Origin of the sequence: Kitasatospora sp. NPDC004799, from assembly GCF_040609095.1 — a bacterium.
Classification (GTDB): Bacteria; Actinomycetota; Actinomycetes; order Streptomycetales; family Streptomycetaceae; genus Kitasatospora.
This window is the reverse complement of record NZ_JBEXJK010000013.1, coordinates 1-23,138: the sequence shown is the minus strand read 5'-3', so window position 1 is coordinate 23,138 and position 23,138 is coordinate 1. Positions and strand designations below refer to the sequence as shown.

Below are 23,138 nucleotides of genomic sequence, written 5' to 3'. Positions count from 1 at the left end.
GTCACCTTCCCGTCACGGGCGGAAGGTACCCCAGCCGTCGTCCTCCGCCCGGGAGCGGTTGAAGTACGGCACCCGGTCGGTGACGGCGTTCGGCAGCCGGTCGCCGACCCGGTCCGCGACCGCGCCGGCCGCCCTCCCGGCCACCGCCCCGGCCTGCTGGCGGGCCCGGTCGGTCGCGCTCCGGACCGCGGGGTTCCGGGCGATCTGCTGGGTGACCTTGGCGATCTGTTCGTAGCGCCGGCGCCCGGCCCGCGAGCCGAGGACGTAGCCGGCCGCGAAACCCGCGGCCAACGACAGCTTCCACATGGTCGGATCCACCCTCTCCTGGCGGCCTCTGCCGCATTGCCCTACCCGTCCGTCGGGACGGCGAACCGTCCGCGCCCCAGCATCCCCGCCCCCGTCGCCGGGCGCGCGCGGGGCACGCCGGGCGCCGGCCGGGCGGCAACCGGGGAAAGCGATTGGCGGACCACCCCCCCGAGTGCGCTAATGTATGTCCCGCAGCGAGCGCCGAGGAGCCCGGGAAACCGGGGGCCGAGGCGGAAGCCGATCCCCCATAGCTCAATTGGCAGAGCAGCCGACTGTTAATCGGCAGGTTATTGGTTCGAGTCCAATTGGGGGAGCTCGGGAGAAGGCCCTTCGGGGCTCTGTTCCCGTCCGTGGTGCGGAAGTTGAGTACCGCGATCCCGCATAGCTCAATTGGCAGAGCAGCCGGCTGTTAACCGGCAGGTTATTGGTTCGAGTCCAATTGCGGGAGCTGCACCGGGTCCGCCCGGTGACTGCTCAGAGCGAAGGCCCCTCGGTCGACCGGGGGGCCTTCGTGTTGTCCCCGCCCGGATCCGCGGCGTGACGTACGACACCACGGGGGTGCCGCCCAGGCCTGGCATCGCTCGGCGACGCCCGGGTCAGGCGGTCGCCCTCCGGTAGAGGTCGGCGACCCGCTGGTCGAAGGTGACGCTGTACGAGGTGCCGGGGGTGCTCCCGCCCTCCTGGTAGCCGCCGATCACGCCGACCACCGCGCCGTCCCCGGCGACCCACGGGCTGCCGCTGGTGCCGTCGGTGTAGCCGCCGCAGTCGAAGCGCTCCTGGGTGGCGCTCTGCGAGCTGGTGCGGGCGGCACAGGTGATCGGCTCGTCGCTCTCGTTCGGGTAACCGGTGACCGAGACGGACAGCCCGAAGCCCTGCCCGGTGCCGAGCGGGTTGCCGCCGACCGCGTCCTCGACCTGCCGGCCGCCGACCGCGCCCACGGTGACGAACGCCACGTCGTACTCGGGGTCGTCGTCGGCCGCCCAGCGCGGGTCGACGGTGATCGCCTGCACCGGCCAAGTCCCGTACGGGGTGGCGCCGTTGCGGTAGCCGGGGGTGAACACCAGGCCGTCCAGCAGGCCGATCCGGCGGGTCTGCACGCAGTGCGCCGCGGTGACCAGCAGATTGCGCCGGGGGCTGTGCACCACGCTCGCGGTGCAGGCCCGCGGGCCCTGCGCGGTGTGGATGGAGAGGGTGCCGACCCGGTCCCCGGCGGGGCTCCGCTGCGCGACCTCGGCCGTGGGCCCCCCGTCCTGGCCGCCGCACGCGGTGCCGACGGCCAGCAGCAGGGCGGCCAGCGCGACCGTTCGTGCCGGGCGCGCGGGCCGGGCCGGGCGGGAGGCCATCGGGGCTCCGTCTCGTTCCTCGGGGCGGGCACCGGGGCCGTGCGTTCCGCCGTTCGTGAGGAAGATCTACCAGGCCGCGCCCGGCGGCGCCAGCGCCGGGTGCCCGCCCGCCCTCCGCCCGCCCTCCGCCCGCCGTTCGTCAGCCGGTGGCGCGGTCGTACAGGGCCTGGACGCGGTCGCCGAAGTAGCTGCTGTACGAGGTGTCCGGGCTCGCGCCGCCCTCCTGGTAGCCGCCGATCACGCCGACCACGGTGCCGGTCCTGGTGGCCGGGTCGAAGTCGGTGACCCACGGGCTGCCGCTGGTGCCGCCGGTGTAGTCGGGGCAGTCGATCCGCAGCTGGGTGGGGCTCTGCCGGGCGGTGGTGGTGGCGCAGGTGATCGGGACGCCGCTGCTGCTCGGGTAGCCGGTGACCTTCACCGGGAGCCGGTAACCGCGGTTGACGCCCAGCCGGTTGGCGCCGAGCACCTGCTGGACCTGCCGCCCGCCCTGCGCCTGGACGACCGCGAAGGCGACGTCCACGTCCGGGTCGGCGTGGTCGCTCCAGCCCTCGTCCACGGTGACGGCCAGCAGCGGCCAGACGCCGCTGGGGGTCTCGCCGTCGCGGTAGCCGGGGACGAAGACCAGGTCGGCGCGCCGGCCGAGCCCCGGGTCCCAGACGCAGTGGGCGGCCGTGACGACGAGGTTGAGCCCGGCGCTGTCGACCACGCTGGCGGTGCAGAAGTGGTCGCCGTCGGCGTTGCGCGTGAACACCGCGCCGACCAGGCCGTTGAGCACGGACGGCTTGGCGGTGCGGGTGACCCCGGTGTGCCGGCCGGCCGCGTCCCGGAGCCGCTGCCGGTTCCAGCCGTGGCTGTCGGGGGCGGCGCCGGCGGGCGGTGCCGAGGTGACGGTCGGGGCGCCCCCGCCCGGCCCGGCCGCGGTGGTGCAGCCCGCCGCGGCCAGCACCAGGGCGAACACCGCGGCCGCCGCCCCCGTCCCACGTGTCGTCATCCGCCCAGGCTGCCCCGTAAGGGTGCCCCGCCGCCACCCGGGCTGCGCCGCCCGGGAGGTGCGCACCCTCCCGCACCCAGCTGCGCCCCCGGCGCGCACCACGGGTGATCGACCGGCTATGCTGCCCGGGACGGCCTCGCTGGGGCCGTCTGCTGCTGCCGTGCCGACGACCGGCGCGCGCGGCGAACCGGGGCGGTAGCTCAGCCGGTTAGAGCAGGGGACTCATAATCCCTTGGTCGTGGGTTCGAGTCCCACCCGCCCCACCTCGCACAGCCGACGGACTGTCCGACGACGTCCGCCCTGACCTGCGCAAACGCCCGAAGGGCACGCAGGCACTCTAGCGCCCGGAGCTTCCGGAGCCCGTTCCGACACCCGGAGTTCACCCGCCCAGTGGACCTGCCGCGCGCGGCCGCGGGCGGATGTCACGCCCGCCGGCCCGGGTGGCCGGCGGAGCGCAGCACGGCCGCCGCGGTCCCCAGGGCGGTCGCGGCGAGGCCCCAGACCCGCCCCGGCGGACGCGGCACCGGCCGGGCCGGACCGGCGGACGGCCCCGGCGCGGGAACCGGCCCCGGCGCCCGCCCCGACAGCCGGGCCGCGGCGTGCCAGCGGGCCTCCCACACAACCTCGTCACCGCCGCACGCCCGGACGTGGGCGAGGGTCACGGTGAGGGTGGGCAGCCGGTCGCCCGAGGCGGCGGCCGACAGCGCGCTCGGGGAGACGTGCGCCCGGGCGGCCATGGCCCGGTAGACCGGGCCGCCGGCCGCTCGGCGCAGCGCCCGCAGCTCACCGGCGAAGCGTTCGACCGGCCCGGCCTCCGGTTCCAGCGGCTGGGCTCTCCGCCGTTTCGCACGGATGCCCCCGACCCGACCCTGGCGGCGTGCGCAGAAAAAGTGATATCACTTTGATGGCACAAGCGAACACTCGCCCTGGGGGAGATCAGTCTCATGACCACACCGCGTTCCACCGTCGAGGACGGCCCCGTCCTGGACCTCCCGGTCCCCAAGATCACCGAACGGGTCATCACCGGGGCGGCCGGCCTGCCGGTGCTCGGCGGCTCGCTGCTCGGCCTGCTCGCCGGGATCGGCGCGATCGTCGCCGGTGCGGCCCAACTATCCTCCAGGACCAGTGGGTTGGGCATCGCGCTGGTGGTCGCCGGGCCGCTGCTGGTGCTCGGCTCGCTGCTGCTGACCTTCGGGCTGACGGTGGTCTCGCCCGGCCAGGCCCGGGTGGTCCAGCTGCTCGGGCACTACCGGGGCACCGTCCGCGCCGAGGGCCTGACCTGGCTGAACCCGTTCACCAACCGCCGGCACATCTCGCTGCGGATCCGCAACCACGAGACCGAGACCACCAAGGTCAACGACGCGGACGGCAACCCGATCGAGATCGCCGCCGTGGTGGTCTGGCAGGTCGAGGACACCGCGATGGCGATGTTCGAGGTGGACGACTACGTCGACTTCGTCGCCATCCAGACCGAGACGGCCGTGCGGCACATCGCCACCAGCTACCCGTACGACGCCCACCACGAGGGCCAGTTGTCGCTGCGCGACGGTGCGGACGAGATCGCCCGCAAGCTCTCCGCCGAGATCGCCGCCCGGGTCGCCTCGGCCGGTGTGCGGGTCGTCGAGTCCCGGATCACCAGGCTCGCGTACGCTCCGGAGGTCGCCCAGGTGATGCTCCAGCGCCAGCAGGCCGGGGCCGTGGTGGCGGCGCGCAGGCTGATCGTCGAGGGCGCCGTCGGCATGGTCGAGGAGGCACTGGAACGGCTCGCCGAACGCGATGTCGTGGACCTGGACGAGGAGCGCAAGGCCGCCATGGTGAGCAACCTCCTGGTGGTGCTCTGCGGCGAACGCGGCACCCAGCCCGTCGTGAACACGGGCTCCCTCTACCAGTAAAGGCGAGGCCTTGGCGACGGAACGGAAGAAGCTCCTGCTGCGACTGGACCCTTCAGTTCACGACGCACTCGCCCGATGGGCCGCGGACGACCTGCGCAGCACCAACGCGCAGATCGAGTTCCTGCTCCGCCGCGCCCTCGGCGACGCGGGCCGGATGCCCGGCGGCGCGGCCCGGCTTCCCCGGCGCGGACGCCCGCCCAAGCAGAGCCCGGCCGAGGACGCCCCGGCCGGGGAGAGCCCGGCCGGGGACGACCCCGAGCCCGGCGGCTCCGAAGAGAGCTGACCGGCGGCCGGGCACACGAAGACCTTTCGGAGACCGACATGGACCTGCCCGCCACCCTCCCCGAGAAGCTGTACCTGCTCGCCTACGACCCGCGGCGCCGGCGGACCACCCAGCACTCCTCGCTCAACCTGCTGCTGCAGGCGGCGGCGCTGACCGAGCTGCTGCGCCGGGGCCTGCTGGCCGAGGAGGGCCGCAAGGCCGTCGCCCGGGTCCGCGGCAAGGACCTCGAAGTCGGCCTCGACCCCTGCAGCGCCCGCCTGTTGGGCCAGATCAGGGCGGCCCGGCCGGCCAGCTGGAACGCGTGGGTCGGCCGCGCCAGGAGCACCGGACGGGACCAGCCGATCCGCCGGGTCCGGGACGGCCTGGTGGACTCCGGCCGGATCACCGTCCGGCCGCACCGGGTGGCCGGGTTGTTCCCGGTGACCCTGGTCACCCCGGCCGACCCGGGGGGCCGCGAGGCGCTGGCGGCCTCCGTCGCCGGGGCGCTGAAGGGACCGCTCAGCCGGGTCGACCCGGCCGACGCGGCGCTGACCGCCCTGGTCGCGGCGGGGAAGCTCCGCTCGGTCCTGAGCGCCGGGGAACGCCGGGAGCACCAGGGCAGGATCGCGAAGCTGGCCCCGGCGGCCGGCCCGGTCCCGCGCGCGCTCGGCACGGCGCTGGCCTGGCGGCTGGCGGGCCACGCGGCGGAGAGCGCGGCCCTGGGCTGACGGGCCTGACGGGCCTGACGGGCCGTTCAGGGGGGTGACGGCCCGCGCGAAGGGGAGTGGAGCCCGGTCGCCGGTCGGCGGCCGGGCTCCGCGCGTCCGCCTATGCTGGCCGGATGCTCGAACCCGCCCTGCTGCCGACCCCGCTGGTGGACTGCACCGACGAGGCCTTCGCCCGGGCCGGGGTGGAGCTGCGGCTGAAGCGCGACGACCTGCTGCACCCGACCGTCCCCGGCAACAAGTGGCGCAAGCTGGCGCCCAACCTGGCCGCCGCCGTGGAACAGGGCCACACCCGGCTGCTGACCTTCGGCGGCGCCTACTCGACCCATCTGCGGGCCGTCGCGGCCGCCGCCGGGGCGCTCGGGCTGGAGAGCGTCGGGCTGGTCCGCGGCGAGGAGCTGGCCGACCGGCCGCGCAACTGGTCGCTGCGGGCCGCCGAGGCGGCGGGGATGCGGCTGGAGTTCCTGACCCGGGCCGAGTACCGGGAGGCCACCGGCCGGGCCGGGGGAGAGCACGGCGCGGATGCCCCGCTCCGCCGCTGGGGCCGCTGCCTGGTGCTCCCGGAGGGCGGCTCCAACGCCCTGGCCGCCGTCGGCGCGGCCGCGATCCCGGCCGAACTGCCCGACCTCGGCGCGCGGGACGTGGTCTGCTGCCCGGTCGGCACCGGCGGCACCCTGGCCGGCATCGCGGCCGGCCTGCCGACCGGTGCGCGGGCGCTCGGGGTGGCCGTGCTGCGCGGCGGCGAGGGCTACCTGGAGGCGGAGGTCGCCCGGCTGCACCGGGCCGCGTACGGACGCGGGTTCGACAACTGGCGGATCGACCACGACCACCACGGCGGCGGCTACGGCCGGGTGCCGGCGGAGCTGGCGGCCTTCGCCGAGCGGTTCGAGCGCCGCCACGGCGTCCCGCTGGAGCGCCGCTACGTCGCCAAGCTGCTCGCCGCGCTGGCCGACCTGGCGGCGGCGGGCGCCTTCCCGCCCGGGACCCGCCTCACCGCCGTCGTCACCGGGCTGCCGGACCCGGAGTAGCACCCGTTCCCGGGCTCCCGTCCCCGGGGCATGGTCGGGTCTCGTCGGCCGATCAGCCGAAGGTCAGATTGGCGCACGGGTCGCTGTCGGCGTTGCGGGTGTTCTCCGCTATGCCGGTGGGGACGCCGCTCGGGACGGCGCCGGGAGTGCTGCCCGCGGTGGCGCCCGGGGCGGGGACGCCCGCCGCGGCACCGGCCGGGGCGCCGGGCTCCGGGCTCGGGGCGGCCGCCGAGTCGATCCGGGTGCCCGCCGCGCGGTAGTCCGCGCCGAGGGTGACGGTGATCGCCTCCGAGCCGGGCTCCTCGACCGCCCTGGCCCCGGGGAAGAGCGCCGCGACCTGGTCGGCGGTGGCCTTCAGCGCGGGGTCGTAGGAGACCAGGGTGGCCTGCTGGCCGGGGGAGTTGGAGCCGAGCGCGACGTTCCGGAAGCCGCGCGCCTTGAGCGTCTCGGCGCCGGAGCCGGCCAGGCCGGGCGTGCCGACCCCGTTGACCACGGTGACCGGCACCGCGGCCTGCTCCGGGGTGAGCGCGGGCAGCGGGGCCCCCGGGGCGGTCGCGGCGCCCGGGGCGGCGGTGGGGGAGGAGGTCACCTGGCCCGTCCCGGAGGTGCTCTGCCCGTCCAGCGTGCGGTCCTCGCGCAGCAGCTTCCAGAGGGCGTCGGCGTCCGGCTGGACCAGCCGCACCCGGTCGCCGGCGAAGCGCCAGGGGGCGGTGACGAAGGAGACGTCGGAGAGCTTGATGTCCTCGATCGAGCGGGCGAAGTCCACCAGCTTCATCGCGGTGCCCAGCCCCTCGTCCACGGTGAGCGACTTGGTGGCCGCGTCGGCCAGCGGCAGCAGGGTGGGCAGCGAGAAGCCCTGGCTCTGCACCTTCCGGATCATCGAGGAGAGGAAGGCCTGCTGGCGCTTCATCCGGCCTATGTCGGAGTTGTCGCCGATGCCGTGGCGGATCCGCAGGTAGTCCACCGCGGACTGGCCGGAGAGCTTCTGGAGGCCCTTCTTGAGGTGGATGCCGTACTCGTTGACGTCGTTGGGCACGCAGGCGTCCACACCGCCCACGGCGTCGGACATCGCGGCCGCGCCCTTGAAGTCGACCACCACGGTGTGGTCGATCCGCAGCCCGGTGAGCTTCTCGACGGTGTTCTGGGTGCAGGCCGGGTTGCCGTTGGGGGCCAGGCCCACGGTGAAGGCGGAGTTGAACATCTGGTCGGTCTTCGGCGTCGTCCAGGTGCCGTTCGGCAGCTTGCAGGACGGGATGGTGACCAGGGTGTCGCGGGGGATCGAGACGCCGACGGCGTGCTTGTGGTCGGCGTAGATGTGCACCAGGATCGCGGTGTCCGAGTGGCCGACGCCCTCGTCACCGCCGCCCAGCGAGTCGTTGCCCGCGTCGCGGGTGTCCGAACCGAGCAGCAGCACGTTGACCGGGACGGAGGCGCCGGGGGTGGCCGGGACGGGGGCCGGCGGGCGCTCGGTGGCGACGCCGCCGGGGTCGAAGGTGGTGATGTTGTTGTCCAGCCGGTGGTAGAACCAGGCCCCACCGCCCACGACCGACAGCACCAGTACGGCGGCCACGCCGATGGCGGTGCGCAGGTAGCGGCGCCGACGCGTGCTGCTGCTCATCCTCCGTGCCCCCCGTCTTCAGGTATCTCGCGTTCGGATGTTCGAACGTTAGACGTTCCGGAAGGCGGTTCGGTTACCCCCCTGGGGCCTACGGATAGCCCGCTGGGCCTGTGATGCTGCTCACGCGCCGGGGCCGGAGGCGCCCGCGAGCATCCGGCGGAGCAGGTCGCGCAGGGCCGTCCGCTCGTCCGGGCCGAGCGCGGCCAGCGGCTCGCGGGCGAAGTTCAGCGACTCGCGCAGTTCCTCGGAGGCGGCGGCGCCGGTGTCGGTGGCGGCGACCAGCTTGACCCGGCGGTCGTGCCGGTCGGCCTCGCGGGTGACGAAACCGCGCGATTCGAGCCGGTCCACGATGCCGGTGATGTTGGACGGCTCGCAGCTGAGGGTCTGGGCGATCTGGCGCATCGGCATCGGACCGCGCCGCAGCAGGGCGAGCACCTTGGCCTGGGCGCCGGTGAGCGAGCGGGCCGCGGCGGCGTCCTCGTACTCGCGGTGGAACAGCGCGACCAGGTTGGCCATCAGGTCGACGACCTCGCGGGTGATCTCGTCGGGCTGCTGCGTGGCGTCCTCGATCGGCTGAGTCTCCATGGTCGAGAGTCTACCTGAAAAGTTGACAAGGTGAACCTTTCATGCCCATCGTTACTTCAGTTGCTCAACCTTTCAGGTGCCCGAACCGCACCTGGGCAGCACCCGAACCCGCACCCGAACCGCAAGGAGTGCCCCCGATGGCAGAGCAGACCGCCGCCGCCCCCTCGACCGCCCGCGAATGGCACCTCGCCGCCCGCCCGCAGGGCTGGCCGGTGCCCGCCGACTTCGCCCTGGTCGAGGCCCCGGTCCGGACCCCGGGCCCGGGCGAGATCCTGGTCCGCAACGCCTACCTCTCGGTGGACCCGTACATGCGGGGCCGGATGAACGACGTGAAGTCGTACGTCCCGCCGTTCCAGCTCGGCCAGGCCATGGACGGCGGCGCGGTCGGCTACGTCGTCGCCTCCGAGGCGGAGGGCTTCGCCCCGGGCGACGCGGTGCTGCACGGCCTCGGCTGGCGCGAGTACGCGACCCTGGACGCCACCCGCGCGGTCAAGGTCGACCCGGCCGCCGCCCCGCTCTCCGCCTACCTCGGCGTGCTCGGCATGCCGGGCCTGACCGCCTACGCCGGCCTGCTCGCCGTCGGCGGCCTCAAGGAGGGCGACAAGGTCTTCGTCTCCGGCGCGGCCGGCGCGGTCGGTTCGCTGGTCGGCCAGATCGCCAGGCTCAAGGGCGCCTCGCTGGTGGTCGGTTCGGCCGGCTCGGCGGAGAAGGTGGCCAAGCTGGTGGACGAGTACGGCTTCGACGCGGCCTTCAACTACAAGGACGCCCCGGTCGCCCAGCAGCTCGCCGAGGCCGCCCCGGACGGCATCGACCTCTACTTCGACAACGTCGGCGGCGACCACCTGGAGGCCGCGATCGGCGCGCTGAACGCGCACGGCCGCGCGGTGCTCTGCGGCGCGATCGCCCAGTACAACGACACCACCGCGCCCGCCGCCCCGCGCAACCTCGCGCTCGCCATCGGCAAGCGGCTGCGCCTGGAGGGCATGCTGGTGGCCGACCACGCCGGACTGCAGCCGCAGTTCGTCGCGGAGGTGGCCGGCTGGCTGACGTCCGGTGAACTGCGCACCGAGGAGACCGTGGTGGACGGTTTCGAGAACGCGACCGAGGCCTTCCTCGACCTGCTGCGCGGCGTCAACACCGGCAAGATGGTCGTCCGCCTGGACGGCTGACGCGCCGTCAGGAGCGCTGACCGCCCCGCCGCCCCGACCGGGCGGCGGGGCGGTCTGCTGTGGGGCGGTCCGCGGTCGGGTGCGGGCGCTCCGGCCGCACTACCGCATTCCGGTCGGATCCGAAAGTGCGTCATCCATCCCGCGGTGCCGCGCGGTACGGTGGTCCCGCCGGCGATGGGGCCGTTCGGGGGAGAGATCCGGCCGAGGGGTAGACCTCGTTGAGGATTCGACTAGCATTGAGCGAAAGCCTGTCCGTTTTGCTCAATTTAGTAGCTTAATGTCGGCTAACGTGGGTAACTGCGGATCGACTGCAGGCACGAGGCAGCTGGGGAAGGCGACCCTCGTCCACAGCCTGGAGGTCCCGGTGACGACACGTGGAGTTCTGTACATCCACTCCGCGCCCCGCGCGCTGTGCCCGCACGTCGAGTGGGCCGTCGCGGGGGTGCTCGGTGTGCGGGTGAGCCTGGACTGGATCCGCCAGCCGGCCGCACCCGGGCATTGGCGTGCCGAGCTCTCCTGGCAGGGGGAGCCCGGTACGGCTTCGAAGCTCGCCTCCGCCCTGCGCGGCTGGCAGTTGATGCGGTACGAGGTGACCAGCGAGCCCTCCGCCACGGTGGAGGGGGAGCGGTACAGCAGCACGCCCTCGCTCGGCATCTTCCACGCCGTCACGGGCATCCACGGCGACATCCTGATCCCCGAGGACCGGCTGCGCGCCGTCCTGGTGCGCGCCCGCAGCGAGGGCGCCGACCTGGAGGCCGAGGTCGCCCGGCTGCTCGGCAAGCCCTGGGACGACGAGCTGGAGCCGTTCCGGTACGCGGGCGAGGGCGCGCCGGTGCGCTGGCTGCACCAGGTGGTCTGAGCCCGCCCCGACGGCCGGACGGACCCGGCGGAGCGGACATGACGAAGGGGCCGGCGCTCGCGGAGAGCGCCGGCCCCTTCGCCGTGGGCGTCAGCGGGTGCGGAAGGCCAGCACCACGTTGTGGCCGCCGAAGCCGAACGAGTTGTTCAGCGCGGCGATCCGGCCCTCGGGCAGCGTGCGGGGCTCGTCGCGGACGATGTCGGCGTCCACGTCCTCGTCCAGCTCGTCCACGTTGATGGTCGGCGGGGCGATCCGGTGGTACAGCGCCAGCACGGTGGCGACGGTCTCGATGCCGCCGGCGCCGCCCAGCAGGTGACCGGTCATCGACTTGGTGGCCGAGACGGCGATGTGGTCGAGGTCGTCGCCCAGCTCCTTGCGCAGCGCCTTCAGCTCGGCGGTGTCGCCCTGCGGGGTCGAGGTGGCGTGCGCGTTGACGTGCACGATCTCGGCCTTGTCCAGCTCGTTGCGCTCGAACAGGTCGGCCAGCGCGCGGGCCACGCCGGCGCCGGTCGGCTCGGGCTGGGCGATGTGGTGGGCGTCCGAGGACAGGCCCTGGCCCACGGCCTCGCAGTAGATCCGGGCGCCGCGCGCCTCGGCGTGCTCGATCGACTCCAGCACGACCACGCCGGCGCCCTCGCCCAGCACGAAGCCGTCGCGGCCCTTGTCGTACGGACGGGAGGCGCGCTCGGGCTCGTCGTTGTTCTTGGACATCGCCATCATGTTGGCGAACGCGGCGATCGGCAGCGGGTGGATCGCCGCCTCGGTGCCGCCGGCCACCACGACGTCGGCGCGGCCGGTGCGGATCATCTCGATCGCGTAGCCGATCGCCTCGGCGCCGGAGGCACAGGCGGAGACGGGGGTGTGTACGCCCGCGCGGGCGCCGACCTCCAGACCGACGTTGGCCGCCGGGGAGTTGGGCATCAGCATCGGGACGGTGTGCGGGGAGACCTTGCGGGCGCCCTTCGCCTTCAGCACGTCGTACTGGTCGAGCAGGGTGGTCACGCCGCCGATGCCGGAGGCGATGACGGCGCCCAGGCGCTCGGGGGCGAGCTTGGAGGACTCGTCGGTGGCGGGCGTCTCGAAGCCGGCGTCGGCCCAGGCCTCGCGGGCGGCGATCAGCGCGAACTGGGCCGAGCGGTCCAGCTTGCGGGCCAGCGGGCGGGGCAGGATCTCGCCCGGCTCGACGGCGGACCTCGCCGCGATCTTCACCGGCAGGTCCTCGGCCCACTCCTCGGTCAGGGCCGCCACGCCGGACCGGCCGGCGACCAGGTTCTCCCAGGTGCTGGCGGCGTCGGCGCCCAGCGGCGTGAAGGCGCCGATACCCGTGACGACCACGGTGCGGTTTTCAGCGGTCACTGGTTTCTTCTTCTCTCACGTGTGCGGGGGGTCGGCGGCGTGGCCGAGGACGGGCCCGGCCGGGCGCCCCGGTGAGGGCGTCCCGGCCGGAGGGTCGGCCGGGCTCGACGAGCCGGGCCGGTGGGTCAGCCCGGGCCGGCGTACGGGACGCCGGACGGGCTGACCGGGTCGAACGAGTCGATCGCTCAGGCGTTGAGGATGTAGTCCACAGCGTCGCCCACGGTCTTCAGGTTCTTGACCTCGTCGTCCGGGATCTTGACGTCGAAGCGCTCCTCGGCGGCCACGACGACCTCGACCATGGACAGCGAGTCGACGTCCAGGTCATCGGTGAAGGACTTGTCGAGCTGGACGTCCTCGGTCGGGATACCGGCGATCTCGTTGACGATCTCGGCGAGACCTTCCAGGACCTCGTCCTTGGTAGCCATACTGGCTGCTCCTCTTCGGTGTTGAACGCGTCCGGCCGGCGGCCGGACACAGGCTTGTGATTCGGGCGAATGCGCCTAGGGGAGAGTAACGACTGCCGCGGCGTACACGAGACCCGCCCCGAACCCGATGATCAGGGCCAGGTCCCCGCTGTGGGCCTCACCGCTCTCCAGCATGCGTTCCATCGCCAGCGGGATGGAGGCCGCGGAGGTGTTGCCGGTCTCGGCGATGTCGCGGGCGACGGGCACCGACTCCGGCAGCTTGAGCGCCTTGATCATGGCATCCGTGATCCGCATGTTGGCCTGGTGGGGGATGAACGCACCGAGCTGGTCGGCGGTGATCCCGGCGGCGTCCAGCGCCTGCTGGGCCACCTTGGCCATCTCCCACACGGCCCAGCGGAAGACCGGCTGGCCGTCCATCTTCAGGGCCGGCCACTTGGTCTCCTCGCCCGCGCCGTTGATCGCGTCGGACTTGGCGAAGGCGGTGTCCCAGGCCTGGGTCTGGGTGATGAGCTCGGACTGCGAGCCGTCCGAGCCCCAGATCAGCTTGCCGATGCCGGGCGTGTCGGACGGGCCGACGATCGCGGCGCCGGCGCCGTCGCCGAAGATGAAGGCGGTGGAGCGGTCCGACTGGTCGGTCAGGTCGCTGAGCCGCTCGACGCCGATGACCAGCACGTACTCGGCGTTGCCGCCGCGGATCATGCCGTCGGCCAGGCCCAGGCCGTAGCCGAAGCCGGCGCAGGCGGCCGAGATGTCGAAGGCCGGGGCGTTGCCGCAGCCGAGCCGCTCGGCGATCTCGGTGGCGATCGCGGGGGTCTGCTTGAGGTGCGAGACGGTCGAGACGATCACGCCGCCGATCCGGTCGGCGGAGATCCCGGCCTGGGCGATGGCCTTGCCGGCGGCCTGGATCGACATCTCGGCGACGGACTCGTCCGGGCCCGCCCAGCGGCGCTCGGCGATCCCGCTGCGGGTGCGGATCCACTCGTCCGAGGAGTCGATCCACTCCAGGACCTCGGAGTTGGGGATCACCCGGACCGGGCGGTAGCCGCCGACACCGAGGATGCGCGAGTACTGGGCGCCGGTCACCGGGCGGATCTGGGGCTTGGTCATGCCTGGGTCTCCTGCTCCTGACCGCCGTGCTCCGCGACGAGCTCGCGGGCCTTGTCCAGATCGGCGGGGGTCTTGAGGGCGAGCGTGGCCACGCCCTTGAGGTTGCGCTTGAGCAGCCCGGTGAGGGTGCCCGCGGGGGACAGCTCGATCACGGCCGTCGCACCCAGCTGTCCGAGGGTCTCCATGCAGAGGTCCCAGCGGACCGGGTTGGAGACCTGCGACACCAGGCGCGCGAGCACCTCGGCGCCGGAGTCCACGACCCCGCCGTCCTTGTTGGAGACGTAGCGGACCTGCGGGTCGGCCGCGGTCAGGCTCGGGGCCAGCTCGGCCAGCCGCTCGACGCCCGGGGCCATGTGCTCGGTGTGGAAGGCGCCGGCCACCTTGAGGGAGACCAGCTTGGCGCGGGCCGGCGGGTCCGCCTTCAGCGCCTCCAGCTGGGCCAGCGTGCCGGCGGCGACGATCTGGCCGCCGCCGTTGTTGTTGGCCGCGGTCAGGCCGTGCTCGGCCAGCTTCGCCGCGACCTCCTCCGGCTCGCCGCCGAGCACGGCGAGCATGCCGGTCTCGGTGACGGCGGCGGCCTCGGCCATGGCCCGGCCGCGCTCACGCACGAAGGTCAGCGCGTCGTGGGCGCTGAGCACCCCGGCGCCGGCGGCGGCGGTGATCTCACCGACGCTGTGGCCGGCCACGGCGCCGACCAGCTTGCGGGCGGCGTCCTCGTCCGGGAACAGCTCCCGGGCGGTCACCAGACCGGCCGCGACCAGCAGCGGCTGGGCGACGGCGGTGTCCTTGATCTCCTCGGCGGACGCCTCGGTGCCGGCGTGCACCAGGTCGAGCCCGGCGACCTCCGACCAGCCGCGCAGGCGGTCGGCGACGCCGTCGAGCTCCAGCCAGGGGCTGAGGAATCCGGGGGACTGGGCACCCTGTCCAGGGGCGACGATTACGAGCACGGTTCAACCCTCTCTCGCCAGGCGCCCAGGGGCGGGTAGGCGACGGTAACGAAGAAAACCATCCGGGATTGTATGGTCCCTACACTCCGGCTCAGCCGGGCTCCCCGGCGGTGCCCAGCCGGCCGAGGGCCAGGGCGATCCGCAGAGTGAACGCCGAACGTACGTCGGAGGGGGCGTACCCCGTGACATCAGTCACACGTCGCAGCCGGTAGCGCACCGTGTTGGGGTGGACGAAGAGCATCCGGGCCGCTCCCTCCAGCGAGGAGGCCTGCTCCAGGTAGACACTCAGCGTCTCCAGCAGGGCGGAGCCGGCCTCGTCCAGCGGTGTGTAGATCTCCTCCACCAGCTGACGGCGCGCGGCCTGGTCGCCGGCCAGCGCCCGCTCGGGCAGCAGGTCGTCGGCCAGCACCGGGCGGGGGGCGTCCGGCCAGGCCGCGCAGGCGCGCAGGCCGGCCGCGGCGGCGTGGGCCGAGCGGGTCGCGGAGAGCAGGTCGGGCACCGTCGGGCCGACCACCACCGGACCCGGCGCGAACTGGCCGATCAGCGCCCGGGCCGCCTGCACCGGCTCCTTGTCGCCGCCGACCACGACCACCAGGCGCTTGCCCAGCACCCCGGTCAGCACGTTCAGCTTGGCGTACCGGGCGGCCCGCCGGATCGCCTCCACCACCAGCTCGCTGTCGCCGTCCGGCGCGCTGCCCATCACCACCCGGATCTGGCTGGGCTGGCCCCAGCCGAGTGCCGCGGCGCGGGAGAGCACGCCCTCGTCGGCGTCGCCGGACAGCAGCGAGTTGACCACCAGCGCCTCCAGCCGGGCGTCCCAGGCGCCGCGCGCCTCGGCCGCCTGGGCGTACACCTGGGCGGTCGCGAAGGCGATCTCCCGGGCGTAGACCAGCACCGACTCGCGCATGTCCGCCTCGTCGCCGGGGGCGGCCACCTCCTCGATGGCCTCCTCCATCACCTCGATCGTGGTGCGGATCAGCTCGACGGTCTGGCGCAGAGTGATCGCCCTGGTCAGCTCGCGCGGGGCGGTGCCGAAGACGTCGGTGGAGATCGCCTTCGCGGACTCGGGGTGGCGGTACCACTCGGTGAAGGCGGCGATGCCGGCCTGGGCGACCAGGCCGATCCAGGACCGGTGCTCCGGCGGCATCCGCCGGTACCAGCCGAGCTGGTCGTCCATCCGCGAGATCGCGGCGGTGGCCAGCTTGCCGGCGGACTTCTCCAGCCGCTTGAGCGTCGCCGCCCGGCGCTCGGCGCGCTCGGCGGCGGTTCTGCGCTCCTGCGCGGTCAGGCGGGGCGCCGCGCGGCCCGGACGGTCACGGCCCGACCGGGCGGCCGGGCCCTTCCCGGTGGGTTCGGCGGCGGGGCTGGGACTGGGTTCGCTCTTGGAGTTCGCGGAAGCGGCTGGCACAAGGACAAGACTGCCTCACGCGAGTGACTGCTCGTGCACACCCCCCGGTGGAGCGGCGCGGTGGCAAGGGTCACACCCCGCGCCCCAGCCACTACGGTGGGAGCGTGACCGAAGCCGCCGACCGCCCCCGTGCCGACCTGCGCCGCACCGCCGAGCGCTACCGCTCCGCCCCGGCCGAGGGCGTCGAGACCAGGCACGCCTTCTCCTTCTCGGGCCACTACGACCCGAAGAACACCCACTTCGGCGCCCTGCTCGCGTGCAACGAGGAACTCCTCGCCCCCGGGGCCGGGTTCGAGGAGCACAAGCACCGGGACACCGAGATCCTCACCTGGGTGCTGGAGGGCGCGCTGGCCCACCGGGACTCGAACGGCCACAGCGGGGTGGTCCGCCCCGGGATGGTCCAGCACCTCAGCGCCGGCTCCGGCGTCACCCACACCGAGCGCAACGTCGGCGGTGCCACCGGGCCGGTCCGCTTCGTCCAGATGTGGCTCCAGCCGGACGAGTTCGACGCGCCGCCCGCGTACGGCCTGCGCAGGGTGGAACCGGCGGACGGCGGGTTGACGCTGCTCGCCTCCGGCCTGGAGCGCGACGCCGGGACGGACGCGCTGCGGCTGCGCCGCGGCGACGCCGCGCTCTGGCTGGCCACCGCCGGGCCGTGGCAGCCGCTGCCCCGGCTGCCCGAGGCGCCCTGGCGGTACGCGCACCTGACGGCCGGCGCGCTGGGCTACCGGACCGTCCCGGGGCCCAAGGGCGGCGGCCGCTCGATGGTCCCGGGCGACAGCGTGCGGATCACCGGCGACGCCTTCGCCGACCCGACGGCGGGCGAGAACGGCGCCGAACTCCTGCTCTGGGAGATGCACTCGCCGGTCTCGTACGGCTAGGTCGGCTCCGCTAGCCCCGCAGGTCCGCGAGCACCGCGTCCGAGAAGGCCGGCCAGGCCTCGACGGCCCACGGCCCGAAGTCCCGGTCGGTGAGCGCGACGCAGGCCGCGCCGGCCTGCGGGTCGACCCAGAGGAAGGTGCCGGACTGGCCGAAGTGCCCGAAGGTCCCGGGGGAGTTGGCGGTGCCGGTCCAGTGCGGGCTCTTGCCGTCGCGGATCTCGAAGCCGAGGCCCCAGTCGTTCGGGCGCCGGTGGCCGTAGCCGGGCAGCACGCCGCCGGTGCCGGGGAAGGCGACCTCGCGGGTGGCCTGCCGGAGGGTGGACGGGTCCAGCAGCTTGGGCGCCTGCAGCTCGGCGGCGAACCGGGCGAGGTCGGCGACGGTGGACAGCCCGCCGGCGCCGGCCGGGGACTTGTGGGCCGTGTTGATCAGGGTGTCCGCCATGCCCAGCGGCTCGAACACCGCCTCCGCGACGTAGCGGGAGAACTCGATCCCGGCGGCCTCGGACAGCGCCCGCGCCAGCGCGTCGAAGCCCGCGTTGGAGTAGAGCCGGCGGTTGCCCGGCTCGGCGAACACCCGGTCCTCGTCGAAGCCCAGGCCGGAGGTGTGCGCGAGCAGGTGGCGGACGGTCGCCCCGGGCGGCCCGGCCGGGTCGTCCAGCTCGAACACGCCCTCCTCGACGGCGACCAGCGCCGCGTAGGAGGTGAGCAGCTTGGTCACCGAGGCGAGCGGGAACAGGTGCTGCCGCGGCCCGTGCGCGCCCAGCACCGCGCCGTCCGTCCCCCGGACCACCGCCGCCGCGGCGTGGGGCACCGGCCAGTTCTCGATCATCCGCAAGCTCTCCATGGGGTCCGACTGTAGTCGCCGGGAAAACCGCCGGAAAAGGTGGTGGTGGGGCCACCCGCGTACCGGGCTTGCTTGGAGTGCACTCCAACTCGGTAGCGTCGGTGACGTCGCACAGGACAGGGGGAAACGAGCGATGGCCGCACCCGCACGCATCGAGATCGACCTGCGCAGCTGCGCCGAGGTGTTCAGCCGCCCGACCGGCGATCCGGACCGGACGCCGAGGCACACCATCAGCGAGGTCGCCACGGCCAGCGGGCTGACCGCCCACACCCTGCGCTGGTACGAGCGGATCGGCCTGCTGGACCCGGTGGACCGGGCGGCGGGCGGCCAGCGCCGCTACTGCGACGCCGATCTGCACCGGCTGGCCTTCCTGGGCCGGCTGCGGCTGACCGGCATGTCGGTGGCGGACATGCTCAGGTACGTGGACATGGCCCGCCAGGGCGAGCGGACCTACCCGGAGCGCCAGCGCCTCCTGGAGGACCAGCGCGAGGAGGTCCGGCAGCGGATCGCCGACCTGCAGGCCACCCTCGCCGTCCTCGACTACAAGATCGATCTCTATGCGGGAAGGGCCGCCGCCGTCGCCGGCGTCCCGGTCCCGTGCCAGAACACTCCCGCAGAGGAAGAGCAGAGCGCATGACTCAGACCATCCTTCCCGCCGTCGAACTCGGCACCGGCGGCCCGCTGGTGGGCGTCCAGGGCCTCGGCTGCATGGGCATGAGCGAGTTCTACGGCCCCACCGACGCCGACGAGGCGCTCGCCACCCTGGGCGCCGCGCTGGAGGCCGGCGTCACCCTCTTCGACACCGCCGACATGTACGGCTCCGGCCGCAACGAGGAGCTGATCGGTTCCTTCGTCCGGGCCAACCGGGACAAGGTGGTGGTCGCCACCAAGTTCGCCATCGTGCGCTCGGCGGAGGACTCCTCCGTGCGCGGCATCAGCAACGACCCGGCGTACATCCGGACCGCGGTGGACGCCTCGCTGCGCCGGCTCGGCGTGGACGTGATCGACCTGTACTACATGCACCGCCGCGACCCGGCCGTGCCGCTGGCCGACTCGGTCGGCGCGATGGCCGAGCTGGTGAAGGCCGGCAAGGTGCGCCACCTCGGGCTGTCCGAGGTGACCGGCGCGGAGCTGCGCGAGGCGTACGCCGTCCACCCGATCGCCGCGCTCCAGTCCGAGTGGTCGGTGTTCGCCCGCGACGTCGAGCGCACGGCGGTGCCGGCCGCGGCGGAGCTGGGCGTCGCCTTTGTGCCGTACTCGCCGCTCGGGCGGGGCTTCCTCACCGGCGCCTTCCAGGACGCCAAGGAGCTCTCGGCGGACGACTTCCGGCGCACCCACCCGCGGTTCACCGGCGACAACGCGGCCGCCAACGGCGAACTGCTCGCCCCGCTGCGGGAGATCGCGGCGGCCCGCGGCGTGACGCTCGCCCAGGTCGCGCTGGCCTGGGTGCACCAGCGGGCCGAGGTGCACGGGCTGGCCGTCGTGCCGATCCCGGGCACCCGCAAGCGCAGCCGGCTCGCCGAGAACACCGCGGCGGCGACGCTGCGGCTGACCGCCGAGGAGCTGGCGCTGCTGGAGCCGGTGGCCGACCGGGTGGCGGGGAACCGCTACGCGGACATGAGCTCGACCTCGGCGGCGCGCGAGTAGCGGGCGGCACCGGCGCGTCTCCGGGCCGACGGTCTCCGGCCCGGGACTCTCCGGCCCGGGGCGTCGCCGGACGCTCCCGGGCCGGCGGCGTCACGCCGTCCGGAGGGTTCAGGCCGTACGGCCGGTCCAGGCGGCCAGCCGGGTGTGCACGTCGGCGTCCTCGGCGACCGGCCGGACGGCGCCGAACGGGACGCCCGGCACCCGCCGCTCGGGCGTCAGCACGGCCTCGGCGACGCCCAGCGCGGTCCGCGCCAGCTCGTCGTCCAGGGCGAAGCCGCCGCCGAGGGCGGTGGCGATGTCCCAGGAGTGGGTCACCAGCTCCATCAGGTAGCCGCCCACCGCCATCGCGCCGGGCACCTCGCCCCAGGGGGCGACGGCCGGGCGGGCGAGCGCGGCGTCGTCCGCCCAGGCGGCGGTCACCCGGGCGCGGGCCCGGTCCAGCGCGGCCGGCCAGCCCTCGTCCGAGGGGTCCTCGATCGCGGCCACGACGTCCTGGGCGTGGCCGCCCTCGCCGATGTACGCGAACCGGTGGATGCCGCCGACCACGTGGTTCAGCAGCTGGCGCAGGGTGAACTCGTCGCAGGGGGTGGGCCGTTCGAGGTCGGCCGGGGTGACGGTGGCGAACAGCTTCGCCAGCTGGTCGAGGGCGGACTGGTACTGCGGGCGGGCATCCTGGAGAGCGGTCATCCGTGCTCAACTCCCTGGTGTCGGGTGGTTCTTCGGGCTCGGAACGCAATCTCCCAGTAAAACCTGACAACCGCCGTCAGGATTGCTGGGATTCTTGGGACATGAAGGCCGACCGCCTGCTCTCGATCCTGCTGCTGCTCCAGACCCGCGGCCGGGTGCCCGCCACCGAACTCGCCGAGCGGCTGGAGGTGTCCGTCCGCACCATCTACCGCGACGTCGAGTCGCTCTCCGCCGCCGGGGTACCGGTGTTCACCGAGCGCGGGCGGCACGGCGGCATCGGCCTGGTGCCCGGCTACCGCACCGACGTCACCGGCCTGACCGCGGACGAGGCCAGGGCGCTGTTCGTGCTCTCCGCCCAGGGCGCGCACAGCGACCTCGGGCTGGACGGCGCGCTCGGCTCGGCGCTGCGCAAGGTGATGGCGGCGCTGCCGGCCCCGCACCGGCCGGCCGCCGAGCGGATCAGCGAGCGGATCCTGGTCGACCCGGCCCGCTGGATGCAGACCCCCGGCGCGACCGGCTCCGCCGCCGGGCCGGACCTGGGCGAGCTGCAGTACGCCGTCTTCGCCGACCGGCGGCTGCGGCTGCGCTACCGGCACGGCGGCACGCCCGCGCCGGTGGAGTACACCGTCGACCCGTACGGGCTGGTGAGCAAGGCGGCGGTCTGGTACCTGGTCGCCGATCTGCACGGCGAGCCGCGGCTGTTCCGGGCCGACCGGGTGCTGGCCGCCGACACCACCGAGGAGGCGGTGCGGCGCCGCGCCGGGGTGGGGCTCGGCGAGGTCTGGGCGGTGCTGCGCGAACAGGTGGAGCGGCTGCCGATGGACGTGCCGGTACGGGTGCGGGTCCGGCGCGGACGGTTGGACATGTTCCTGCGCATCCACGGCGGGCGGGTCACCGGGCCGCCGCCGGAGCCGGCCGCCGGGCCGGCCGAGGAGTGGGCCGAGGTGCCGATGGCCTTCCCGGCTCCGGCCGCCGTCCGGTCGCTGCTGGCCTTCGGCGCGGACGTCGAGGTGCTGGCCCCGCCGGCCGCCCGGCGCGAGCTGGCCCGGGCGGCGGCCGACGCCCTGCGGCTGTACCAGGACCAGGCACCGTAGCTTAGGAGCGGGGCACAGCGGGAGCGGGGCACGGCGGGAGCGGGGCCGGCTCAGGGAGCCGGGTTGACCCGGACCACGTCCTGGTAGCGGCCGAGGGAGATCGCCGCGAAGTTGCGCAGGCTCTCGGTGCCCTCGGTGAAGTAGCCGTTGTGGCCGGCCGCGCGGGCCGAGGAGATCTGCTCGGAGCCGAAGCCGCTCGCCGTCGGGTCGGCGCCGTGGCCGAGCCCGCCGACCTCCAGGAACGGCACGTTGCCGATCCAGTCGCTGGGGTTGCGGGTGGCCCAGACGTGCACGCCGGCGCCCAGTTCGGTGGTGTTCTGCACGCCCATGCCCGGGCTGCCGAAGACCACCAGGTCGGTGATGCCGGAAGTGTCGGACGGCGAGGCGGCCGCGCGCGGGATGTCCGGGGCGGCGGTGCCGCAGACCACCGAGCCGTACGAGTGGCAGAGCAGTGCCGGCGGCGCGTCCGGGCGGGTGGTCTCCTTGAGCCCGGCGAGCAGCCGCTCCAGCCGGGGGGCGGCGACGTCGGCCAGCCGGGAGGTGGCGGCGTCCGGGCCGAGGCCGGAGGGGGTGACGTAGCCGGTCCAGGAGACCACGGCGGTCCGGGTGTCCGGGGCCTGGCGGCGCTCCTCGGCGTACAGGGCGCGGGCCATGCCGGCCGGGGAGCGCAGCGGCTCGGCGGCCTGGTCGTGGTGGCCGAGGTCGGCGTCCGAGCCGGGGACGAGCACGGAGATCCGCTCGGCGTCGGCGAGGTCGCCCCACACCTCGGTGACCAGGCCGCGGCCGCGCGGGTCGAAGGCGAGGATCTGCCGGTCGGGGGCGAGCAGGTGCTCGACGTCGTTGGCGCGGGAGACGGCCAGGGCGCGGGTTTCGGAGTCCAGCGCCTGGTCGGCGGCGCGGGCGTGGGCCCGGTCGCGCTCGGCGGCGAGGGCGATCCGGTTGGCGCGGTAGCGCAGGTCCAGCGGGGCGCCGTCGTAGTTGCCGACGACCAGCGGGTACTCCTGGATCAGCCGGTCCAGCTCGGTGGGCGCGAGCGAGGCGAAGAACGCCGCGGCGGCGGCCGGGGTGGTGGTGGCCGGGTCGGGCAGGGAGCGGCCGAAGGAGTGGTCCTGGACCCAGGCGGCGCTGCCGGCCGGAGGGGTGGAGATCGCCAGCTGCTCGGAGGAGGCGGCGGCCGCGGCGGCGACGGCTCCGGCGTCCGCGAGCACCGCGCAGCCGGCGAACGCCCCTATCAGTACCCGCTTCCAGCGCCGACGGATGCGCACCGCACCAACTCCCTTGGGCCCGTCACCGTTTCGCGGGCGGTGCCCGGAGGGTGCGATGGTTCTGCTGACTTCCCTGGGCAAGCCTAGGGGGCCCGGAGGGGGTGGCGGGAACGCCTAAACTGTGGGATGGATCACATGAACCGGGGGTGTCCGCGTGGCGTCTCCCAGTGGTTCGGACGGTGGTGTACCGCCGGCCGGCCCGGTCGGGGCCGCGCTCAGGCGTCGAACTCCCGGACCAGGCGCTTCGGCGCCGTCCGCCGCCAGGCCTCGGTGACCAGGTCGCGCAGCTCGTCCCGGTCCACCAGGCCCAGCCGGACGCTCACCCAGCCGTGCCGCCCGACGTACGGGGCGGAGGAGAACACCTCGGGCTCGGCGGCGAGCAGTTCGGCCTGGTCCTCGGGGGAGGCCTTGACGGTGACGCGGTCCCCGTCGGGCGCGCCCATCGCGAAGATCCGGCCGCGGACCCGCAGCGTCTCGATGTCCCAGGTCGGCTCCTGGGCGGCCTCCGGCAGGGCCAGGGCCATCGCGCGGAACTCGTCGAACGTCACCATGGCGGCAGGGTAGGGCAGGGCACCGACAACGCGCCTCAGGGGCGCCCCGGCGCGCGGCACGGCGCACCGGGCAGCGGGGCGACGGCCGCGGGGGGGGGGGGGGCGCAGGGCGCCCCCCCCCCCAGTCCGGCGCACCCCCCGGCTGCGG

General features: G+C 74.4%; 25 protein-coding genes and 3 tRNA genes. 13 read left to right on the top strand and 15 right to left on the bottom strand.

Going from position 1 to position 23,138, the window contains the following annotated elements; genetic code table 11:
* Window positions 1-12: 12 nt before the first annotated feature.
* On the bottom strand, window positions 13-318 hold the full coding sequence (locus ABZW03_RS03335; RefSeq protein WP_355251425.1) for a hypothetical protein: 306 nt from the start codon (window positions 316-318) through the stop codon (window positions 13-15).
* Between the two features lie 229 nt (window positions 319-547).
* On the opposite strand from ABZW03_RS03335, the gene ABZW03_RS03330 reads away from it, so the two are divergent.
* Together ABZW03_RS03330 and ABZW03_RS03325 are read left to right on the top strand one after the other, a co-directional pair.
* Window positions 548-620, top strand: a tRNA-Asn gene (locus ABZW03_RS03330).
* Window positions 621-681: 61 nt separating this feature from the next.
* Window positions 682-754 (top strand) — tRNA-Asn (locus ABZW03_RS03325).
* A gap of 148 nt (window positions 755-902) precedes the next feature.
* Here ABZW03_RS03325 and ABZW03_RS03320 read toward each other — a convergent pair.
* Together ABZW03_RS03320 and ABZW03_RS03315 are read right to left on the bottom strand one after the other, a co-directional pair.
* A complete protein-coding gene (locus tag ABZW03_RS03320) occupies window positions 903-1,649 on the bottom strand; it encodes a trypsin-like peptidase domain-containing protein (RefSeq protein WP_355251423.1) in 747 nt (248 codons plus the stop codon).
* Window positions 1,650-1,788: 139 nt separating this feature from the next.
* Window positions 1,789-2,640, bottom strand: coding sequence for a hypothetical protein (locus ABZW03_RS03315; RefSeq protein WP_355251420.1), 852 nt, complete (start codon window positions 2,638-2,640; stop codon window positions 1,789-1,791).
* 189 nt (window positions 2,641-2,829) lie between these two features.
* Between ABZW03_RS03315 and ABZW03_RS03310 the strand changes: the two genes are divergently transcribed.
* Window positions 2,830-2,903 (top strand) — tRNA-Ile (locus tag ABZW03_RS03310).
* 159 nt (window positions 2,904-3,062) lie between these two features.
* On the opposite strand, the gene ABZW03_RS03305 is transcribed toward ABZW03_RS03310, so the two are convergent.
* Window positions 3,063-3,464 carry a helix-turn-helix domain-containing protein gene (locus ABZW03_RS03305; RefSeq protein ID WP_355251493.1) on the bottom strand — a complete coding sequence of 134 codons (402 nt, stop codon included), beginning with the start codon at window positions 3,462-3,464 and terminating at the stop codon, window positions 3,063-3,065.
* Window positions 3,465-3,584: 120 nt separating this feature from the next.
* On the opposite strand from ABZW03_RS03305, the gene ABZW03_RS03300 reads away from it, so the two are divergent.
* From ABZW03_RS03300 to ABZW03_RS03285, 4 genes are all read left to right on the top strand, one after another.
* Window positions 3,585-4,532, top strand: coding sequence for an SPFH domain-containing protein (locus ABZW03_RS03300; protein ID WP_355251417.1), 948 nt, complete (start codon window positions 3,585-3,587; stop codon window positions 4,530-4,532).
* Between the two features lie 10 nt (window positions 4,533-4,542).
* The gene (locus ABZW03_RS03295; RefSeq protein ID WP_355251414.1) at window positions 4,543-4,815 is read left to right on the top strand and encodes a hypothetical protein; all 273 of its coding nucleotides are present in this window, start codon (window positions 4,543-4,545) and stop codon (window positions 4,813-4,815) included.
* A 38-nt stretch (window positions 4,816-4,853) separates the two neighbouring features.
* Window positions 4,854-5,522, top strand: a complete 669-nt coding sequence (locus ABZW03_RS03290; protein ID WP_355251411.1) for a GPP34 family phosphoprotein — start codon at window positions 4,854-4,856, stop codon at window positions 5,520-5,522.
* Between the two features lie 113 nt (window positions 5,523-5,635).
* Complete coding sequence (locus tag ABZW03_RS03285; protein WP_355251409.1) at window positions 5,636-6,547, top strand: pyridoxal-phosphate dependent enzyme; 912 nt, start codon at window positions 5,636-5,638, stop codon at window positions 6,545-6,547.
* 52 nt (window positions 6,548-6,599) lie between these two features.
* Here the strand turns inward: ABZW03_RS03285 and ABZW03_RS03280 are convergent, their stop codons facing one another.
* Both ABZW03_RS03280 and ABZW03_RS03275 read right to left on the bottom strand, forming a co-directional pair.
* Window positions 6,600-8,165 (bottom strand): LCP family protein, encoded by a 1,566-nt coding sequence (locus ABZW03_RS03280; RefSeq protein ID WP_355251406.1) that lies wholly within the window; start codon window positions 8,163-8,165, stop codon window positions 6,600-6,602.
* Between the two features lie 120 nt (window positions 8,166-8,285).
* The gene (locus ABZW03_RS03275) at window positions 8,286-8,750 is read right to left on the bottom strand and encodes a MarR family transcriptional regulator (protein WP_355251403.1); all 465 of its coding nucleotides are present in this window, start codon (window positions 8,748-8,750) and stop codon (window positions 8,286-8,288) included.
* A gap of 137 nt (window positions 8,751-8,887) precedes the next feature.
* Between ABZW03_RS03275 and ABZW03_RS03270 the strand changes: the two genes are divergently transcribed.
* Together ABZW03_RS03270 and ABZW03_RS03265 are read left to right on the top strand one after the other, a co-directional pair.
* On the top strand, window positions 8,888-9,919 hold the full coding sequence (locus ABZW03_RS03270; protein ID WP_355251400.1) for an NADP-dependent oxidoreductase: 1,032 nt from the start codon (window positions 8,888-8,890) through the stop codon (window positions 9,917-9,919).
* 364 nt (window positions 9,920-10,283) lie between these two features.
* A complete protein-coding gene (locus ABZW03_RS03265) occupies window positions 10,284-10,778 on the top strand; it encodes a DUF3145 domain-containing protein (RefSeq protein ID WP_355251397.1) in 495 nt (164 codons plus the stop codon).
* A gap of 90 nt (window positions 10,779-10,868) precedes the next feature.
* On the opposite strand, the gene fabF is transcribed toward ABZW03_RS03265, so the two are convergent.
* The 5 genes from fabF to ABZW03_RS03240 form a co-directional block, all read right to left on the bottom strand.
* Window positions 10,869-12,134, bottom strand: coding sequence for a beta-ketoacyl-ACP synthase II (gene fabF, locus ABZW03_RS03260; protein ID WP_355251395.1), 1,266 nt, complete (start codon window positions 12,132-12,134; stop codon window positions 10,869-10,871).
* A gap of 185 nt (window positions 12,135-12,319) precedes the next feature.
* Complete coding sequence (locus ABZW03_RS03255) at window positions 12,320-12,559, bottom strand: acyl carrier protein (protein ID WP_355251392.1); 240 nt, start codon at window positions 12,557-12,559, stop codon at window positions 12,320-12,322.
* A 75-nt stretch (window positions 12,560-12,634) separates the two neighbouring features.
* Window positions 12,635-13,666: a beta-ketoacyl-ACP synthase III gene (locus tag ABZW03_RS03250; RefSeq protein WP_355251389.1), complete on the bottom strand. Its 1,032-nt coding sequence runs from the start codon at window positions 13,664-13,666 to the stop codon at window positions 12,635-12,637.
* On the bottom strand, window positions 13,663-14,613 hold the full coding sequence (locus ABZW03_RS03245; protein ID WP_355251386.1) for an ACP S-malonyltransferase: 951 nt from the start codon (window positions 14,611-14,613) through the stop codon (window positions 13,663-13,665). The genes ABZW03_RS03250 and ABZW03_RS03245 overlap by 4 nt, the downstream gene beginning before the upstream one ends.
* Window positions 14,614-14,704: 91 nt before the next feature.
* Complete coding sequence (locus tag ABZW03_RS03240) at window positions 14,705-15,901, bottom strand: helix-turn-helix domain-containing protein (protein WP_355251490.1); 1,197 nt, start codon at window positions 15,899-15,901, stop codon at window positions 14,705-14,707.
* Between the two features lie 224 nt (window positions 15,902-16,125).
* Between ABZW03_RS03240 and ABZW03_RS03235 the strand changes: the two genes are divergently transcribed.
* A complete protein-coding gene (locus ABZW03_RS03235; protein ID WP_355251383.1) occupies window positions 16,126-16,902 on the top strand; it encodes a pirin family protein in 777 nt (258 codons plus the stop codon).
* A 10-nt stretch (window positions 16,903-16,912) separates the two neighbouring features.
* Here ABZW03_RS03235 and ABZW03_RS03230 read toward each other — a convergent pair whose 3' ends face one another.
* The gene (locus ABZW03_RS03230) at window positions 16,913-17,746 is read right to left on the bottom strand and encodes a serine hydrolase domain-containing protein (RefSeq protein WP_355251380.1); all 834 of its coding nucleotides are present in this window, start codon (window positions 17,744-17,746) and stop codon (window positions 16,913-16,915) included.
* Between the two features lie 133 nt (window positions 17,747-17,879).
* Between ABZW03_RS03230 and ABZW03_RS03225 the strand changes: the two genes are divergently transcribed.
* Both ABZW03_RS03225 and ABZW03_RS03220 read left to right on the top strand, forming a co-directional pair.
* A complete protein-coding gene (locus ABZW03_RS03225) occupies window positions 17,880-18,383 on the top strand; it encodes a MerR family transcriptional regulator (protein ID WP_355251377.1) in 504 nt (167 codons plus the stop codon).
* Window positions 18,380-19,393 (top strand): aldo/keto reductase, encoded by a 1,014-nt coding sequence (locus ABZW03_RS03220; RefSeq protein WP_355251374.1) that lies wholly within the window; start codon window positions 18,380-18,382, stop codon window positions 19,391-19,393. Before ABZW03_RS03225 ends, ABZW03_RS03220 begins: the two co-directional genes overlap by 4 nt.
* Before the next feature lie 108 nt (window positions 19,394-19,501).
* On the opposite strand, the gene ABZW03_RS03215 is transcribed toward ABZW03_RS03220, so the two are convergent.
* A complete protein-coding gene (locus ABZW03_RS03215) occupies window positions 19,502-20,080 on the bottom strand; it encodes a TIGR03086 family metal-binding protein (RefSeq protein WP_355251371.1) in 579 nt (192 codons plus the stop codon).
* A 101-nt stretch (window positions 20,081-20,181) separates the two neighbouring features.
* On the opposite strand from ABZW03_RS03215, the gene ABZW03_RS03210 reads away from it, so the two are divergent.
* Window positions 20,182-21,174, top strand: coding sequence for a WYL domain-containing protein (locus tag ABZW03_RS03210; RefSeq protein ID WP_355251368.1), 993 nt, complete (start codon window positions 20,182-20,184; stop codon window positions 21,172-21,174).
* A 50-nt stretch (window positions 21,175-21,224) separates the two neighbouring features.
* Here the strand turns inward: ABZW03_RS03210 and ABZW03_RS03205 are convergent, their stop codons facing one another.
* Together ABZW03_RS03205 and ABZW03_RS03200 are read right to left on the bottom strand one after the other, a co-directional pair.
* Window positions 21,225-22,439: an alpha/beta hydrolase gene (locus tag ABZW03_RS03205; protein WP_355251365.1), complete on the bottom strand. Its 1,215-nt coding sequence runs from the start codon at window positions 22,437-22,439 to the stop codon at window positions 21,225-21,227.
* Between the two features lie 215 nt (window positions 22,440-22,654).
* A complete protein-coding gene (locus ABZW03_RS03200) occupies window positions 22,655-22,990 on the bottom strand; it encodes an MmcQ/YjbR family DNA-binding protein (RefSeq protein WP_355251362.1) in 336 nt (111 codons plus the stop codon).
* Window positions 22,991-23,138 lie beyond the last annotated feature (148 nt).

Excerpts from the sequence above, each read along its gene's own strand:
- ABZW03_RS03220 (WP_355251374.1), top strand. The coding sequence starts at position 18,380 with ATGACTCAGACCATCCTTCCCGCCGTCGAACTCGGCACCGGCGGCCCG.
- ABZW03_RS03280 (WP_355251406.1), bottom strand. The coding sequence starts at position 8,165 with ATGAGCAGCAGCACGCGTCGGCGCCGCTACCTGCGCACCGCCATCGGC.
- ABZW03_RS03255 (WP_355251392.1), bottom strand. The coding sequence starts at position 12,559 with ATGGCTACCAAGGACGAGGTCCTGGAAGGTCTCGCCGAGATCGTCAAC.
- ABZW03_RS03210 (WP_355251368.1), top strand. The coding sequence starts at position 20,182 with ATGAAGGCCGACCGCCTGCTCTCGATCCTGCTGCTGCTCCAGACCCGC.
- ABZW03_RS03200 (WP_355251362.1), bottom strand. The coding sequence starts at position 22,990 with ATGGTGACGTTCGACGAGTTCCGCGCGATGGCCCTGGCCCTGCCGGAG.
- ABZW03_RS03315 (WP_355251420.1), bottom strand. The coding sequence starts at position 2,640 with ATGACGACACGTGGGACGGGGGCGGCGGCCGCGGTGTTCGCCCTGGTG.
- ABZW03_RS03215 (WP_355251371.1), bottom strand. The coding sequence starts at position 20,080 with ATGACCGCTCTCCAGGATGCCCGCCCGCAGTACCAGTCCGCCCTCGAC.
- ABZW03_RS03225 (WP_355251377.1), top strand. The coding sequence starts at position 17,880 with ATGGCCGCACCCGCACGCATCGAGATCGACCTGCGCAGCTGCGCCGAG.
- ABZW03_RS03320 (WP_355251423.1), bottom strand. The coding sequence starts at position 1,649 with ATGGCCTCCCGCCCGGCCCGGCCCGCGCGCCCGGCACGAACGGTCGCG.
- ABZW03_RS03270 (WP_355251400.1), top strand. The coding sequence starts at position 8,888 with ATGGCAGAGCAGACCGCCGCCGCCCCCTCGACCGCCCGCGAATGGCAC.
- ABZW03_RS03290 (WP_355251411.1), top strand. The coding sequence starts at position 4,854 with ATGGACCTGCCCGCCACCCTCCCCGAGAAGCTGTACCTGCTCGCCTAC.
- ABZW03_RS03285 (WP_355251409.1), top strand. The coding sequence starts at position 5,636 with ATGCTCGAACCCGCCCTGCTGCCGACCCCGCTGGTGGACTGCACCGAC.
- ABZW03_RS03300 (WP_355251417.1), top strand. The coding sequence starts at position 3,585 with ATGACCACACCGCGTTCCACCGTCGAGGACGGCCCCGTCCTGGACCTC.
- ABZW03_RS03250 (WP_355251389.1), bottom strand. The coding sequence starts at position 13,666 with ATGACCAAGCCCCAGATCCGCCCGGTGACCGGCGCCCAGTACTCGCGC.
- ABZW03_RS03275 (WP_355251403.1), bottom strand. The coding sequence starts at position 8,750 with ATGGAGACTCAGCCGATCGAGGACGCCACGCAGCAGCCCGACGAGATC.
- ABZW03_RS03230 (WP_355251380.1), bottom strand. The coding sequence starts at position 17,746 with ATGGAGAGCTTGCGGATGATCGAGAACTGGCCGGTGCCCCACGCCGCG.